This is a genomic window from Qipengyuania xiamenensis, assembly GCF_019711495.1.
GTDB classification, from domain to species: Bacteria; Pseudomonadota; Alphaproteobacteria; order Sphingomonadales; family Sphingomonadaceae; genus Qipengyuania; species Qipengyuania xiamenensis.
The window spans coordinates 25,193-39,593 of record NZ_JAIGNM010000001.1 but is presented as its reverse complement, the minus strand read 5'-3'; the positions used below and the strand labels follow the sequence as shown (position 1 = coordinate 39,593).

Below are 14,401 nucleotides of genomic sequence, written 5' to 3'. Positions count from 1 at the left end.
AGACAACCGGGGAGGCACGCACAATGCAAATCGTAAGGACGATCCTGTGGATCCTGCTGCTGGTGGGCGTGATCGCCTTTTCCTTCGGCAACTGGGATCGCCAGATCGACGTGCGCATCTGGCCCGGCATCGTCTGGGACACGCGTGTTCCGGCATTGGTTATCGTGTCGTTCCTGCTCGGTCTGCTGCCGATGTGGATCTATCACCGCGGCGTGCGCTGGCGTCAGGGGCGCCGGATTACCGCGCTCGAAACCGCGACCCAGAAGATGGCTTCACCCAAGCCAGACGCCAATATCGAACCTGCACGTCCCTATCCCCCCAAGAAGGACGTGCCGCCCGAACCCGCCAATCCCGTCGATCCGGAACCCAGCGAGAATTCATGAGCAACCCCGTCTACCTTGCCCTCGACGTACCGCGCCTGCGCGATGCGGTCGCGCTTGCCGAGCAGGTCAAGGCGCATGTGGGCGGGATCAAGCTGGGGCTGGAATTCTTCTGCGCTCACGGCGCCCATGGCGTGCACATGATCGCGCAGTTGGGTCTGCCGATCTTCCTCGACCTGAAGCTTTACGACATTCCCAATACGGTCGCAGGCGCAATGCATGCGATCCACAATCTCGAACCTGCGATCATTACCATCCACGCAAGCGGCGGACGCGCAATGATGGAGGACGCCAAGGCAGCTGCAGGCGAGAATACCAAGGTTGTGGGCGTGACCATGCTCACCAGCATGGATGACCGCGACCTCGAGCGGACCGGGATCAAGGGCAATGCCCATGACCAGGTCATGCGTCTTGCCGACCTTGCGCAGGAAAGCGGCCTCGATGGCATCGTGTGTTCGGGCCACGAGGTGAAGTCGGTCCACGATCGCTGGAAAGATGGCTATTTCGTCGTCCCCGGCCTGCGTCCGGCGGGAAGCGCCGTTGGCGACCAGAAGCGCGTGGTTACTCCGCGTCAGGCGCGCGACGACGGTGCCAGCGTCCTCGTGATCGGGCGTCCGATCAGCCGCGCCGAAGATCCGGCAGAGGCCGCCCGCACGATCGAGGCGACGCTTTGACGGCAATCCGGGCGGCGTCGCAGGACGACGCCAGAGAGCTCAAGCAGCTGCTCGAAAGCGCCTATCGCGGCGACAGCGCACGCCAGGGCTGGAATCACGAGGCCGACCTGCTCGGCGACGAACGCGTGTCGCTCGAAGAGATCGAGCGGATACTTGCCGATCCCGATGTCGCCATGCTGGCCGCTCGCAATGATGCGGGCGAGATCATCGGCTGCGTCGCGGTGACACGGCGCGACGAGCGGCTCGGTTACCTCGGCATGCTGTGTGTGTCGCCCACCCTGCAATCCGGCGGAATGGGCGGCCAGCTGCTCGCTGCGGCGGAGCACCAGGCGCGAGAAACGGGCCTTGGCGCGATGGAGATGACCGTCATCTCGCAGCGCGACACGCTGATCGCCTGGTACGAGCGCCGCGGATACCTGCGAACTGGCGAAAGACGCCCCTTCCCCGTCCTGCGCGATCCGCCGCTCGAATTCGTCGTGCTGGAAAAGCCGCTCGGCGCTTCCTAGAAAGCATCACGATGGCAAGCCGGATCAAGATCTGCGGGATATCGACACCCGAAACTCTCGACGCGGTTCTTGCCGCGCGCGCCGAATATGTTGGCTTCAACTTCTTCCCGCCCAGCCCGCGTCATGTCTCGTTCGACCAGGTGGCAGCTCTTGCCTCGCGCGCGAGCGACCGGATCTCGAAGGTCGGCGTATTCGTCGATGCCGATGATGCCCTGATCGGCGCCGCCGTTGAAGCGGGCAGGCTCGATGTCATCCAGCTTCACGGAGAGGAAACGCCGAAGAGGGCCAGCGAACTGGGCGCGCGTTTCGGCAAGCCCGTCTGGAAGGTCATCCCGGTCTCTTCCGCCGCGGACATCGCGCGGGGTGGAGACTATCGCGGCGCAGCGGAATTCATCCTCTACGATGCGAAGACACCCAAGGACGCAGCCCTTCCGGGCGGGATGGGCCTGCGCTTCGATTGGTCGCTGCTGAAGCAGGAGAGAAGCGGGCTTCCCTGGGGGCTGGCCGGAGGTCTTTCGGCCTCGAACGTCGCCGATGCGATTGCGCAGACCGGCGCACCGATGGTCGATACCTCCTCGGGCGTCGAAACGGCCCCCGGCGCCAAGGACGCCGATGCAATAGCGGCCTTCTGTTCGGCCGTACGCAAAGCCTGACACGCAAAGAAAAAGGGGCGGAACCGCATCTGCGGCCCGCCCCTCGCAATCATCTTGCGGCAGACCTTAGAAGGTCAGGCCGACAACTGCGTTGACTGCGTCTGCATCGACGAAATCGTCGAAGTAGTGACGGTATTCAGCGCCGAGGTAGAGGCTGTCACCAAGCTTGTGGTGGTAGCCTGCGCCCAGGTGCCATGCGTCGCCGCCGTCGTCGGTCAGCGTGAAGTCGTAGCCGCCGGTTGCGAACAGCTTGCCTTCGTCACCGACCTTGAGGCCGAGGCGGGCGGTCGTGCCGACGAGGACTTCCGCGCCTTCGACGAGGATCTTGTCGCCCGACAGTTCGACGCCTGCGAAAGCGGTCTCGCCGAGGTCGAAATCGTAGCCGACAGCAGCGCCGAGGGTGGCTTCGCTGAAGTCTTCGACCCAGATCACGCCGCCGCGAACTTCGGCGCGGAATTCGCCGCTTTCGTCTTCGGCTGCTGCCGGGGTGGCAACAGCGGCTGCGGCCACTGCGGCGAGGAGTGCGAACTTACGCATGGTCAGTATTCCCTTTTTTGGTTTTATGATCCCGCATTGGCGGGGGGCGCGGCCTATTGCCGCCCGCACTGATTGGTTCAAGCAATAGTAACGACAGGTGAACCGGTTGAACTAACCTGTTGCCATTGCGCCACTTATTTCGCTTTGAGCATGTCATTTGTTATACGAGGTGGAAAGGAAACTTCTGCGCCCGCCGACCCCTTGCGCCGACTCCGCTTGACGCATGGCAATATCCTGCTATTCGCGCGCTTCGCTAATTGGCCCCGCACCCCGGTGAAGCGGTGGCCGCGTAGAAATCCTCGGATTTCTGCGGTGCGATGCCGGGTTGGATGGCTGCCGATGGGGTAGCTCAGCAAATTGAAGGAAAGACTTATGTCGAAGCGCAAGAGCGCCAAGTACAAACTCGACCGCCGGATGGGTGAAAACATCTGGGGTCGTCCGAATTCCCCGGTCAACAAGCGTTCGTATGGCCCCGGCCAGCACGGTCAGCGCCGCAAGGGCAAGATGTCCGACTTCGGCCTGCAGCTCCGCGCCAAGCAGAAGCTCAAGGGTTACTACGGCGACGTGACCGAGAAGCAGTTCAAGCGCACCTACAAGGAAGCGTCGGCCATGAAGGGCGACACCGGTCAGAACCTGATCGGCCTGCTCGAGCAGCGTCTCGACATGGTCGTGTACCGCGCCAAGTTCGCACCGACCATCTTCGCCGCCCGTCAGATCGTGAGCCACGGCCACATCTACCTCAACGGCGTGAAGACCAACATCGCATCGGCCCGCGTCAAGGTCGGCGACGTCGTCAGCCTCGGCAGCAAGGCCAAGGAAATGGCTCTCGTCATCGAAGCGCAGAGCCTGCCCGAGCGTGAAATCCCCGATTACGTCGCGCCCGATGGCAACGACAAGATCACCTTCACCCGCGTGCCGAAGCTCGACGAAGTGCCCTACCCGGTCACCATGGAACCGAACCTCGTGGTCGAGTTCTACTCGCGCTAAGAGTTCCGGTTACTCGGAAAACAGAAACGGGGCGGTCCTTCGGGGCCGCCCTTTTCTTTTGTACTCCAGCTACGCGCGCTGTCAGCGCCGGTGCGCGATCTTCAGCGAATAGAAGACCATTGCCAGGATTATCGCGGTGATGAGGCCGCCCCAGAACCAGTAGGGCAGCAGCAGGGCCTGCTCGATATGGCCGGTATCGGATACCTGCATCTGGCCGTCCATGTAGCCGCCTTCGCTAAACAGGTAGCCGAAGTCGCTATAGATCGAGATGCAGCCCTGCACGCCTAGGAACTGGACCGCGAACCGCCGGTGAGCTTCGCGGCCATAATAGGCGATGGCGAGGCTCGCAGCGCCGAGTGCGGGCAGCACCGCCCAGCCTGTCGTCGACCGGACCCAGATCAGAGTGGAGCCGACAAGCGCAATGCCGAGCAGGATCAGTGCAGTCTTGGTTGCCCGGTGGGTGCGCGAGGCAAGGATGAGAGTGCAGCCGGCAATGGTCGGGCCGAGCAGGCCGGCACCGGCAATGACCGCACGCGACACGCGTGAAGGCTGCCCTTCCGAGACATGCAGCGCGTAGCCGGACCCGTTGGGGAAGATCACCAGCCGTTCGAAATCGTGCCCGAAGGCGATCGCTGCCAGCCCGTGTCCCATCTCGTGGAACCAGGTGGCGAGGATGCTGAAAGGATAGAGCACGTATCCGCCATAGGGCGAATGCCACAGCAGGATCGAGATCACGCCGAGCAGGACGAGCAGCGTGATCTCGCGATTGTCAGCTTGCCTGCTGGGAGAAGCGGGCCGGTTACGCCATGCGCGGGTATTGTCCTTCCAGCCCACTGATGCTCCCTTACGTGCTCCGGCAGTTACTTCGCCAGCTCGGTATCGAGGAACTCGCCGATACGCTTGAGCATGATCCGGCGAGCCTGGCTGTGGTCGAGGTAGTGGTCGAGACCGTCGAATTCCAGAAGGTCGACCGATTTACCCGCACCCTGGAGCCGGTCGCGCATCAGCTTGGAATGCGCTTCGCTCACGTTCACGTCGCGCGATCCATGCACCAGCAATACAGGCGCCTTGAACTGGTCCGCGTGACGTGCGGGCGAACCGGCAGCCACGTGAGGCCCCTCGCCGATCTGGCGGCGACGCGCTTCGTATCCCGTGTAACCACGCGAATCCTCGAGCAGCAGGTTGAGGTCCGTCACCGGCGCGATCGCCACGACTGCGCCGAAGAGTTCGGGATCGACGACCTGCGAAAGCAGGGCCGCATAACCACCGTAGGACCAGCCGACGATGCCCATCTTCGACGGGTCGGCAATTCCTTCACTGACGAGCCAGCGACCTGCGTCGTTCACATCGCCCACGGCAACGTCCCATTGCTGGTAGCCATTGCGGCCGAACCACTGGTCACCATAGCCTGCCGAACCACGGAAGTTCGGCTGAAGCACGGCATAGCCGCGGGCAGCGAAGAACTGTGCGAGCCAGTCGAAACCCCATTCGTCGCGCGCAGCGGGGCCGCCGTGCGGCATGACGATCGTGGGCAGGTTCTTGCCGTCGCTCCCGACCGGAAGAGTCAGGTAGCCGGGGATCTGCGTTCCGTCAGCCGCCGAGTAGGTCACCGCCTTCATCTCGGCGAGCTGGTATCCTTCGAGCTGGTCACGGATCGGGAGCAGTTCGGAAAGCTGGCCGCTCGCCTTCTCATAGAGGTAGAGCATGCCCGGATTGTCGTCGCTCGACGCTTGGATCAGCAGCACGCTTTCATCGTCACTGGCATCGACGATGCGGATTTGCGGCGAGCCGGGCAGTGCCTTGTTCAGGCCCTTCGCGAGGCGATCGATCTCGGGATCGAAGTATTCGGCATAGCGCGCGTCGGTCACGTAGCTGACACCGATCACGCGGTTGCTGCGCCCGATACGGATGAGGCCGCTGACGTCCACGCCATCGACCTTCTTGAGCAGCGTCTTGCTGCCCGAACCGTCGAGCGGCATCGAATAGAGGTTGTAAAAGCCGTTCTGGCGCTCGAAGCCGTAAACCACGTTCTTTGCGCTATCGACAGCGGTCGGAACGAAACCGCCAAGGCGGCTGCCTTCCACTTCGACTTCCGACAGCGGCTGCCATTCGTCCGATCCCTGCGGACGGTAAAGATATCGGATATCCGAACCCTCGAACCCGCCGCTGCGGTCGCTGACCGACATGACGCGCACCCGGCCGTGTTCGTCGGCAATGTAGCGGTCCGCCATCTTGTTCGGCTTTTCGACCGCACGGCTTCGACCGCTTGCGACATCGACCAGGTCGACCCCCAGGCCTTCCTTGTTGTTGGCAAGGCGGGTGTTGGCCTTGTCTTCCTTCACATAGTCGCGGGTCATCAGGATGCGGCCGTCTTCACCCTCGATATCGAGCGCGAGCACCGTGCCGCCGTCCTGCATCAATCCCCGTGCATTATGGGTATCGGCAGACAGACGGGTCACATCGGTGCCGTCCGACTTCATGCCGATCACGCGGCTGAAGGGCAGGATGTAGGTGCCTACCTTCTGCATGCCGAAGATGTCGCACACGATGCGCTCTTCATTGGCCCACTGGCAGTCGGTGATGCGCGCCATCGCCTCGTTCGAGGTGGTGATCGGCTCTGGAGCAGCGCCGCCCGAAAGGTCGACCACGTAGATGGTCTGGTCCGCGCCGTCGCCCGGCGACACATAAAGAAGCTTCGTGCCCGAAGGCGAAAGCGCCGAAATCTCGACCGATTCCAGCGCGCCGAAGCGGGCGGCGGTTTCAGCCAGTTCCTCTGCAGAGAGCGCAACGGGAGAAAGCGCCGCGCACATGGCGGCGAGCGAAGTCAGAATACGCATTTGAGCAACCCCTCAAAATCCAAGAACCCAAGTCTAGAGTATTGATAAAGAGTAGCAAGGACAGTCTGTGCACTCAGGGAAGGATCTCTTCACCATCCCACGCGAATTGCCTGCCACTTTGTTCGGGGCCGAGATTTTCCAGAACTGCCAAGAGGCGCTCGGCAGAATACTCGGGGGTGAACAGTTTGCCTTCAGGGACATTGCGCTGGAAGGGCTTGCTGAGCGCCGTATCGACGGTGCCGGGATGAAGCGCCGCACAAAAGGCGTCGGGCTTCTTGCGAGCCAATTCGACCGACAATGTCCGGATCAGCATAACCAGCGCGGCCTTGCTCGCGCGGTAGGAATACCAGCCACCAAGGCGATTATCGCCGATGCTGCCCACCCGCGCGGCAAGTGCGGCAAAGCCCGCCCTTCCCTCGTCCGGAAGGAGCGGCAGGAAATGCTTGGCGACAAGTGCGGGCCCGGTGGCGTTGATCGCGAAGTTGCGGGCCAGCATTGCGGGATCGATCTGACGCCAGTCCTTCTCCGGACCGGATTTGCCTTCGTGCAGAAAACCGGTCGCAACGAGGACGAGGTCGACATCACCGGCCGCCCCGATCCTTGTCGCAGCGTCAGCAATGCTTTGCTCGTCTTCGAGATCGAGATGCGCCTCACCCAAGACACTGCGCGAGAGGCGGTGGACCTCCGCGCCGCCCTGTTCGAGCAGGTCGGCAAGCGTGGCACCGATACCTCCGGAGGCACCGACAACGACCGCTCGCCGCCAGCCCATCAGTCGCCCTGCCCGAGGTAATCGCGCCGGAAGTCGGCGGCGAAAGCGGCGAAACGGCCCTCGCCGATCGCATCGCGCATTGCCTGCATGAGCTGCTGGTAGAAGGCGATATTGTGCTCGGTCATCAGCATGGCGCCGAGGATTTCCTGCGACTTCACGAGATGGTGCAGATAGGCACGGCTGTAGGTGCCGCAGGTGTCGCATTTGCACCGGCTGTCGAGCGGCTCCTGATCTTCGGCAAAGCGCGCATTGCGCAGGTTGATCGGACCATTCCAGGTAAAGGCCTGCCCGTTGCGACCCGACCGGCTCGGCAGGACGCAGTCGAACATGTCGACCCCGCGTTCGACCGCGCCGACGAGATCGTCCGGCTTGCCGACGCCCATCAAGTAGCGCGGGCGATCCTCGGGCAATTGTCCCGGCGCGAAATCGAGGGTGGCGAACATCGCCTCCTGTCCCTCACCCACGGCCAGCCCGCCGATAGCATAACCGTCGAAACCGATGTCGGTGAGCTTATCGGCGCTGATCTTGCGCAGTTCCTCGTCGAGGGCACCCTGCTGGATACCGAACAGCGCGGACCGCTCAGCGTGCTCGCCGCCGGCATCGAAACCGTCGCGGCTGCGCTTGGCCCAGCGCATCGACATTTCCATGCTCGCGGCGATCTCGTCACGGGGACGGTCGGCGCGCGGGCATTCGTCGAAGGCCATCACGATATCGCTGCCGAGGAGGCGCTGGATCTCCATGCTGCGCTCGGGCGTGAGCATGTGCTTCGAGCCGTCGATATGGCTGCGGAACTCGACGCCTTTTTCGGTCAGCTTCCTGAGGTCGGACAGGCTCATCACCTGGTATCCGCCGCTGTCGGTCAGGATCGGGCGATGCCAGTTCATGAACTTGTGCAGCCCGCCCAGCTTCGCCACACGCTCCGCACCCGGGCGCAGCATCAGGTGGTAGGTATTGCCGAGGATGATGTCCGCGCCTGTCTTGCGCACGGTTTCCGGCTTCATTGCCTTGACCGTGGCAGCAGTGCCGACCGGCATGAAAGCCGGCGTGCGGATGTCCCCGCGCATCATCGAAATGGTGCCGGTGCGCGCAGCTCCGTCGCGGGCATGAATGTCGAAAGCGAAACGTGTCGTCATGTGTATTAGAAGCCGTAAATCACGGTGAAGCGGGTGAGCGTATCGGTCGATACTGCTCCAGCAGGCGGGTTGCTGTCATATTCGACAGCATAGGAGAGGCGCGACTTCAGCTTTTCGGAGATCGCGAAATCTAGACCGCTGACGAGGTTGAGGCTGGTATTGGAGCCATCGACGATGATCTGCACCTCGCCACCTGTTTCGGCCAGCGCATTGGCATCTTGCGTAAAGGTCAGCCCGTCGAAGATCTCCCAGTCGAAATCGGCGCCGAACAGCCCGGCGACGCGGCTGGCGCTGGTTCCGTCGGCGAATTCGGTGATCCGGTAGGCCGGACCGGCCTTCACGGACAGCTTGAGGCCTTCTCGGTCGAAGACCTTGTAGCCGAGACCGCCGGAAACCGAATACCGCGCATCGAAGCCCTGCAATTCGTCGCGCTCGAACTGGGCAAGGCCGTAGACGAAGAGGTTCTCGTCGAACTGCCAGCGCGGCTCGTAGGCGGCGAGGAACTGCTCACGGCTCGTCTCGCCGTTCTGGCGCTGGTAATCGACACGTCCGCGGATGAGGTGGGTCCAGTCGATGCCTTCACGCTTCAGCTTGATGCCCGCCGCGACACCGACGGAATCGGTGTTGCCGGAGGACTGGAAGGCGCCGATCTCGCCCTCGCCGCTCCACAATTCGAAGATACCCGCCTCGCGAATGGTCTGTTCTTTCGCGGCAGCGGCTTCGGCAGCGGCGGCGGTCTGGGCGGCAGTCCACTCAGCCTCGATGGCGTCTAGCGTTTCGACCTCGTCGGGATTGGTCGCGCGCGCGAGTTCGAGCACCGTGGCGACCTTCGTCGGATCGCCCGTGGCGATGGCGGCATCGATCATGTCCTGTATGCCTTCGGGCAGCTCTGCAGCTGCAGGCACGGCGCAAGTTAACGCCAGCGCGGGGACGAGCAAACGGATGGGGCGAATAGTCATGACGCGCCGCCTAGCGTGTCATGCGCGCAGTCGCCACCCTGTCTTGAAGATGTAGGCGATCACGCCGACACAAGCCGCGAGGAATGCGAGCGTGATTCCGAAGCTGATCCAGATGTTCACATCGCTCGAACCGTAGAAGGTCCAGCGCAATCCGCTGACTAGGTAGACGATGGGATTGGCCAGCGCGATCGTGTCCCAGGGCGCGGGCAGCATGTCGATCGAATAGAAGGTCCCGCCAAGGAAGGTCAGCGGAGTGAGGAACAGCATCGGGATGATCCCGAGTTTCTCGAAATTGTCCGCCCAGATGCCGAGGATGAAACCGAACAGGCTGAAAGCCGCCGCCACCAGCATGATGTAGAGCACCGCAAGCAGCGGATGCGCGATGGTGTAATCGACGAACAGTCGGGCGGTCAGCAGGATGATCGCGGCAAGGATGAGGCTCTTGGTCATCGCCGCGCCGACGAAGCCGATCAGCGTCTCGGCCACGCCCACCGGCGCGCTCAGCAATTCGTATATCGTGCCCGTGAAGCGCGGCATGTAGATGCCGAAACTCGAATTGCTGGTGGTCTCGCCCAGAAGCGTGAGCATCAGCAGGCCGGGAATGATGAAGGCACCGTAGTCGACGCCGCCAAGGTCGGGCATGCGCCCGCCGATCGCTGCTCCGAAGACGATGAAATAAAGCGAGGTCGTCAGCACGGGCGCGAGCACCGATTGGAAGGCCGTGCGCAGAAAACGCATCAGCTCGCGCGTGTAGATCGACCATGTGGAACGCCAGCCGATCATGCCGCCTGCTCCTCTCCGAGAAGCGACACGAAGATGTCTTCGAGGCTGCTCTCGCGCACGTCGATCCCGGTGTAGTCGATACCCGATGCCAGCAGCGCCTTGGTGATCTCCGCGACCTCTTCCTTGCCGCGCCCGGTGCCGTCGCCGCCGCGGTAGCAAAGCGATGTCCCGCCTTCCTCGATCTCGACCGGGAAGCGCGCAATGGACACGGGCAGCTCGGAGATCGGGTTTGCGAGTGCGATATGCGCCTCAGTCCGGCCCAGCCGCGCCATCATCGCCTCTTTCTCGTCGACCATCAGCAGCTTACCGCCATTTATGATGCCGACGCGGTCAGCCATCAGCTCGGCCTCTTCGATGTAGTGGGTCGTGAGGATGATCGTCACGCCGCGAGCCCGCATTTCGTCGACGATCGACCACATGCCCTTGCGCAGTTCGACGTCGACGCCCGCCGTCGGCTCGTCCAGGAACAGCAGGTCTGGTTCGTGCGCCAGCGCCTTGGCGATCAGCACGCGCCGTTTCATGCCGCCCGAAAGCGCCATGATACGCTCGTCTCGCTTGTCCCACAGGCTGAGCGAGCGCAGGATTTCCTCGATCCGCTTGGGGTCGGGAGCCAGCCCGAACAGGCCGCGCGAATAGGATACCCCGCGGTGCACCGGCTCGAACATGTCGGTGGAAAGCTCCTGCGGCACCAGCCCGATCCGCGCCCGTGCCTTGCGCCAATCGGTCGCAAGATCGTGCCCGAAGGCAGTGATCGTGCCGCTGCTGGGCCGCACGAGACCGCATACCGCACCGATCAGCGTGGTCTTGCCTGCCCCGTTCGGCCCCAGAAGCGCGAAAATCTCGCCCTTTCGGATCTTCAGGTCGACATTGTCGAGCGCCTTGAGCCCGCCGGGATAGACCTTGGTCAGGCCGTCAAGCTCGAGGATGGTTTCGCTCATTTCACCGGCCTAAGGCAGGAGCAGCGAGGAGTCACCATAGGAATAGAAGCGGTACTCATTCGCGATGGCATGCGCGTAGGCTTCCTGCATCCGCTCGCGCCCCATCAGCGCGCTCACCAGCATGAAGAGCGTCGACTTGGGCAGGTGGAAATTGGTCATCAACCCGTCGATCGCGCGGAAGGAATAGCCGGGGGTGATGAAGATGTCCGTATCGCCCGCGAAGGGCCGGATCACCTTGTCCTCGCCCGTTGCGCTTTCGAGCAAGCGCAGGCTCGTTGTGCCAACGGAGATGACGCGATTGCCGCGAGCGCGGGCCTCGTTGAGGCGGTCGGCAACGTCCTGTTCGATGCGCCCCCATTCGGAGTGCATCTTGTGGTTCTCAGTGTCCTCGGCCTTCACGGGAAGGAAGGTGCCGGCTCCGACATGCAGCGTGAGCGTTTCCGTCGCGATCCCACGCTCGGCAATTTTCGCCATCAGCCGGTCGGTAAAGTGGAGCGCGGCCGTGGGAGCGGCGACAGCGCCGTCCTCCCTCGCGAACATGGTCTGGTAGTCTTCGCGGTCCTGTTCGTCGGTCGCGCGCTTGCCCGCGATATATGGCGGAAGCGGCATCGTGCCCGCACGGTCGAGTAGCACCTCAACCGGTTCGTCGCCCTCAAAGAACAGGACGAAGCTGCCGTCTTCGAGCCGCTCTTCGGCGATCGCGGTAACGCCGCCACCGAAGGTCGCGACATCGCCGACGCGCAGGCGCTTGGCGTTGCGGATGAAGGCCTGCCAGCGGCGCAGGTCGACGCGCTTGTGCAGTGTCGCGCCGATCTTGGCCTCGCCGCGCCTGCCCTCCAGCTGGGCCGGGATGACCCGCGTATCGTTGAAGACCAGCACATCGCCCGGCTCGAGCAGGTCGGGCAGGTCCAGCACGGTCTTGTCGGCGAGTTCGTCCTGCCCGCGTACGAGCAGCATGCGCGCAGCATCGCGCGGGCGCGCCGGACGCAGGGCGATACGCTCGTTGGGAAGCTCGAAATCGAAAAGGTCTACACGCATGGCGGCGCCTTTAGACGCAGCGACGCCGCGTGGAAATCCTAGTTTTCGATCGGGGCGCTCAGCTCGTCGAGGCCGATGACAGGCTCTGCTTCGATGCGCGGCGCTGCGGGAACCGGCTTGTTATCCGCGGCGATCGATGCCTGCAGGATACGCGTCGGGTTCGCGGGCGGTTCGCCGCGATTGATCGCATCGACGGCAGCCATGTTCGAAATGACGCGACCGAAGTTGGTGTAGCGCTTGTCGAGGCTGAAACGCGGGTAGAACACGATGAAGAACTGGCTGTTCGCGCTGTCCTCGCTCTGCGCGCGGGCCATCGACACAGTGCCGCGAACGTGGGGCATCGGGTTGAACTCTTCCTCGAGGTCGGGAAGCGGAGAGCCGCCCTGCCCGGTACCCGTCGGGTCACCGGTCTGCGCCATGAAGCCGTCGATCACGCGGTGGAAAATGACACCATCGTAAAAGCCCTGGCGGGTCAGCGTCTTCACACGCTCCACGTGATCCGGCGCCCATTCGGGCATCATGCGGATCGAAACGCGTTCACCGTTCGACAGGTCGAGGACGAGGATGTTCTCGGGATCTTCGTTCGCATCGTAATTGATCGGCACGAAGGTGCGGCGCGGCTCTGCAGGAGCCTCTGCATCCTGCGCGCTGGCAGCAATCGGGGCAATCGCGATGAGGGCCGCGGCAGCAAGGGCAAGCGAAGACTTGAGCATCATATTTCCGTCGAATTGTCCTGTATCAGCCACGCCCTAGCGAGGCGGCGCTGTCGGTTCAATGAATGGTTCGATTTAGTCGACGGTTAGTAGTCGCCGAGGCGACCCTTATCTTCGACCCGCGCAATCACTTCCTCGCAGACTTCCTTGCTGACGAATGGCGAGATATCGCCGCCGAACAGGGCGATTTCCTTCACCAGACGCGACGCGATCGGCTGGAGCGAGACATCGGCCATGAGGAACACCGTTTCGATATCATCGTCGAGCTGCTGGTTCATGCCCGCCATCTGGTACTCGTATTCGAAGTCGGCCACGGCGCGCAGGCCGCGGATCAGCACCGAAGCACCCATCTTCTGCGCGAACTTCACCAGCAGGGCATTGAAGCCGACCACCTCGACATTTTCGAGCCCAATGGCCGCAATCTCGCGCTCGACCATGGCAAAACGCTCTTCGGTCGAGAACATGGGGTTCTTCGATGGATTGGTGGTCACGCCGATAATCAGCTTGTCGACCAGCTTGCTGCCTCGCCGGATGATATCGGCATGGCCCAGCGTGATGGGATCGAATGTCCCGGGGTAAATTCCGATGCGTTCAGCCATCAATGATCCCTCTTCACCACGAAATGCGCCAGTTCGACCAGAACCTGTGCGTCATTCCCGTAGCTGGCAAGGTGTTCTCCGGCCTGGTCGACCAGCATCTTTGCCTGCGCACGGGCCTTGTCGCGGCCCATCAGCGTGACGAAGGTCTGCTTTCCCTGCCCTTCGTCCTTGCGCAGCGCCTTGCCTGCCTTTGCCTCGTCGCCTTCCACGTCGAGCAGGTCGTCGGCGATCTGGAAGGCGAGGCCGATGTCGCGGGCATAGGCGCGCAGGTGGGTGCGACCTTCGGGCGGGACCTTGCCCAGAACCGCACCCATTTCGACACTGGCGGCCAGAAGCGCGCCGGTCTTGAGCTGCTGGAGGCGTGTCACCTGCCGCAGGTCGTATTCTTCTTCGTCCGAAACGATGTCCATCATCTGGCCGCCAGCCATGCCTTCGTGACCGCTGGCCTTGGCAAGCGTCGCCACGAGTTCGGCGCGCACGAAGGGATCGCTGCTGGTGCCGGGCATCGTCAGGATATCGAAGGCGAGCGCGTGGAGGCAGTCTCCCGCGAGCACGGCAGTCGCCTCGTCATACGCCTTGTGGAGCGTCGGCTTGCCGTGGCGCAGGTCGTCGTCGTCCATGCAGGGCAGGTCATCATGGATCAGCGAATAGGCATGGATAGCCTCGACCGCGCAACCAGCGGCAACGGCCGCATCGCGGTCCACCCCGAAGAGCTTCGCGGTCGCGCAGACCAGCAACGGTCGCACGCGCTTGCCGCCGCCGATGGCCGCATAGCGCATCGCCTCGACCAGCCGGGCGCGCGTATCTTGCGGAACGGGAAGATAGGCGTCGAAAGCAGCATCGACGTCGCGTTGGACCTGCTCGAAAGCGTCGGAGAGCAAATCGGGCATGCCGG

At 63.1% G+C, this 14,401-nt stretch carries 17 protein-coding genes; 5 read left to right on the top strand and 12 right to left on the bottom strand.

Translation table 11 applies throughout. The features are described from left to right. The first annotated feature begins 23 nt into the window (after positions 1-23). The 4 genes from K3165_RS00230 to K3165_RS00215 are packed head-to-tail and all read left to right on the top strand — an operon-like array spanning position 24 to position 2,213. Entirely contained in the window at positions 24-383 is a 360-nt protein-coding gene (locus K3165_RS00230) for a hypothetical protein (protein ID WP_221546885.1), read from the top strand. Then, positions 380-1,054, top strand: coding sequence for an orotidine-5'-phosphate decarboxylase (pyrF, locus tag K3165_RS00225; RefSeq protein WP_221546884.1), 675 nt, complete (start codon positions 380-382; stop codon positions 1,052-1,054). Before K3165_RS00230 ends, pyrF begins: the two co-directional genes overlap by 4 nt. Continuing rightward, complete coding sequence (locus K3165_RS00220) at positions 1,051-1,560, top strand: GNAT family N-acetyltransferase (RefSeq protein WP_247713837.1); 510 nt, start codon at positions 1,051-1,053, stop codon at positions 1,558-1,560. Before pyrF ends, K3165_RS00220 begins: the two co-directional genes overlap by 4 nt. Before the next feature lie 11 nt (positions 1,561-1,571). Beyond that, a complete protein-coding gene (locus tag K3165_RS00215) occupies positions 1,572-2,213 on the top strand; it encodes a phosphoribosylanthranilate isomerase (protein ID WP_221546882.1) in 642 nt (213 codons plus the stop codon). Positions 2,214-2,279: 66 nt separating this feature from the next. Here K3165_RS00215 and K3165_RS00210 read toward each other — a convergent pair whose 3' ends face one another. Further along, the gene (locus tag K3165_RS00210) at positions 2,280-2,750 is read right to left on the bottom strand and encodes an outer membrane protein (protein ID WP_221546881.1); all 471 of its coding nucleotides are present in this window, start codon (positions 2,748-2,750) and stop codon (positions 2,280-2,282) included. Positions 2,751-3,122: 372 nt separating this feature from the next. Here K3165_RS00210 and rpsD point away from each other — a divergent pair, with 372 nt between their 5' ends. Further along, positions 3,123-3,737: a 30S ribosomal protein S4 gene (gene rpsD / locus K3165_RS00205; RefSeq protein WP_221430937.1), complete on the top strand. Its 615-nt coding sequence runs from the start codon at positions 3,123-3,125 to the stop codon at positions 3,735-3,737. A gap of 81 nt (positions 3,738-3,818) precedes the next feature. Here the strand turns inward: rpsD and K3165_RS00200 are convergent, their stop codons facing one another. From K3165_RS00200 to K3165_RS00150, 11 genes are all read right to left on the bottom strand, one after another. After that, entirely contained in the window at positions 3,819-4,571 is a 753-nt protein-coding gene (locus K3165_RS00200) for a M50 family metallopeptidase (protein ID WP_221546880.1), read from the bottom strand. 26 nt (positions 4,572-4,597) lie between these two features. Continuing rightward, complete coding sequence (locus tag K3165_RS00195) at positions 4,598-6,574, bottom strand: alpha/beta hydrolase family protein (RefSeq protein WP_221546877.1); 1,977 nt, start codon at positions 6,572-6,574, stop codon at positions 4,598-4,600. Positions 6,575-6,647: 73 nt separating this feature from the next. Further along, positions 6,648-7,343: an SDR family NAD(P)-dependent oxidoreductase gene (locus tag K3165_RS00190; RefSeq protein WP_221546876.1), complete on the bottom strand. Its 696-nt coding sequence runs from the start codon at positions 7,341-7,343 to the stop codon at positions 6,648-6,650. Further along, a complete protein-coding gene (gene tgt / locus K3165_RS00185; protein WP_221546875.1) occupies positions 7,343-8,476 on the bottom strand; it encodes a tRNA guanosine(34) transglycosylase Tgt in 1,134 nt (377 codons plus the stop codon). The genes K3165_RS00190 and tgt overlap by 1 nt, the downstream gene beginning before the upstream one ends. Positions 8,477-8,481: 5 nt before the next feature. Then, positions 8,482-9,435, bottom strand: coding sequence for a DUF481 domain-containing protein (locus K3165_RS00180; protein ID WP_221546873.1), 954 nt, complete (start codon positions 9,433-9,435; stop codon positions 8,482-8,484). 18 nt (positions 9,436-9,453) lie between these two features. Then, positions 9,454-10,218, bottom strand: coding sequence for an ABC transporter permease (locus K3165_RS00175; RefSeq protein WP_221546872.1), 765 nt, complete (start codon positions 10,216-10,218; stop codon positions 9,454-9,456). Then, entirely contained in the window at positions 10,215-11,156 is a 942-nt protein-coding gene (locus K3165_RS00170; protein WP_221546870.1) for an ABC transporter ATP-binding protein, read from the bottom strand. The genes K3165_RS00175 and K3165_RS00170 overlap by 4 nt, the downstream gene beginning before the upstream one ends. A 9-nt stretch (positions 11,157-11,165) precedes the next feature. Then, positions 11,166-12,194, bottom strand: a complete 1,029-nt coding sequence (gene queA, locus K3165_RS00165) for a tRNA preQ1(34) S-adenosylmethionine ribosyltransferase-isomerase QueA (protein ID WP_221546869.1) — start codon at positions 12,192-12,194, stop codon at positions 11,166-11,168. 38 nt (positions 12,195-12,232) lie between these two features. Beyond that, positions 12,233-12,907: a peptidylprolyl isomerase gene (locus tag K3165_RS00160; protein ID WP_221548269.1), complete on the bottom strand. Its 675-nt coding sequence runs from the start codon at positions 12,905-12,907 to the stop codon at positions 12,233-12,235. 86 nt (positions 12,908-12,993) lie between these two features. Beyond that, positions 12,994-13,506: a pantetheine-phosphate adenylyltransferase gene (gene coaD / locus K3165_RS00155; RefSeq protein ID WP_221546867.1), complete on the bottom strand. Its 513-nt coding sequence runs from the start codon at positions 13,504-13,506 to the stop codon at positions 12,994-12,996. Continuing rightward, positions 13,506-14,396 (bottom strand): polyprenyl synthetase family protein, encoded by an 891-nt coding sequence (locus K3165_RS00150; protein ID WP_221546865.1) that lies wholly within the window; start codon positions 14,394-14,396, stop codon positions 13,506-13,508. Before K3165_RS00150 ends, coaD begins: the two co-directional genes overlap by 1 nt. Positions 14,397-14,401 lie beyond the last annotated feature (5 nt).

Excerpts from the sequence above, each read along its gene's own strand:
- tgt (WP_221546875.1), bottom strand. The coding sequence starts at position 8,476 with ATGACGACACGTTTCGCTTTCGACATTCATGCCCGCGACGGAGCTGCG.
- pyrF (WP_221546884.1), top strand. The coding sequence starts at position 380 with ATGAGCAACCCCGTCTACCTTGCCCTCGACGTACCGCGCCTGCGCGAT.
- K3165_RS00180 (WP_221546873.1), bottom strand. The coding sequence starts at position 9,435 with ATGACTATTCGCCCCATCCGTTTGCTCGTCCCCGCGCTGGCGTTAACT.
- K3165_RS00175 (WP_221546872.1), bottom strand. The coding sequence starts at position 10,218 with ATGATCGGCTGGCGTTCCACATGGTCGATCTACACGCGCGAGCTGATG.
- K3165_RS00215 (WP_221546882.1), top strand. The coding sequence starts at position 1,572 with ATGGCAAGCCGGATCAAGATCTGCGGGATATCGACACCCGAAACTCTC.
- K3165_RS00210 (WP_221546881.1), bottom strand. The coding sequence starts at position 2,750 with ATGCGTAAGTTCGCACTCCTCGCCGCAGTGGCCGCAGCCGCTGTTGCC.
- K3165_RS00195 (WP_221546877.1), bottom strand. The coding sequence starts at position 6,574 with ATGCGTATTCTGACTTCGCTCGCCGCCATGTGCGCGGCGCTTTCTCCC.
- K3165_RS00150 (WP_221546865.1), bottom strand. The coding sequence starts at position 14,396 with ATGCCCGATTTGCTCTCCGACGCTTTCGAGCAGGTCCAACGCGACGTC.
- K3165_RS00170 (WP_221546870.1), bottom strand. The coding sequence starts at position 11,156 with ATGAGCGAAACCATCCTCGAGCTTGACGGCCTGACCAAGGTCTATCCC.
- queA (WP_221546869.1), bottom strand. The coding sequence starts at position 12,194 with ATGCGTGTAGACCTTTTCGATTTCGAGCTTCCCAACGAGCGTATCGCC.
- K3165_RS00230 (WP_221546885.1), top strand. The coding sequence starts at position 24 with ATGCAAATCGTAAGGACGATCCTGTGGATCCTGCTGCTGGTGGGCGTG.
- coaD (WP_221546867.1), bottom strand. The coding sequence starts at position 13,506 with ATGGCTGAACGCATCGGAATTTACCCCGGGACATTCGATCCCATCACG.
- K3165_RS00190 (WP_221546876.1), bottom strand. The coding sequence starts at position 7,343 with ATGGGCTGGCGGCGAGCGGTCGTTGTCGGTGCCTCCGGAGGTATCGGT.
- rpsD (WP_221430937.1), top strand. The coding sequence starts at position 3,123 with ATGTCGAAGCGCAAGAGCGCCAAGTACAAACTCGACCGCCGGATGGGT.
- K3165_RS00160 (WP_221548269.1), bottom strand. The coding sequence starts at position 12,907 with ATGCTCAAGTCTTCGCTTGCCCTTGCTGCCGCGGCCCTCATCGCGATT.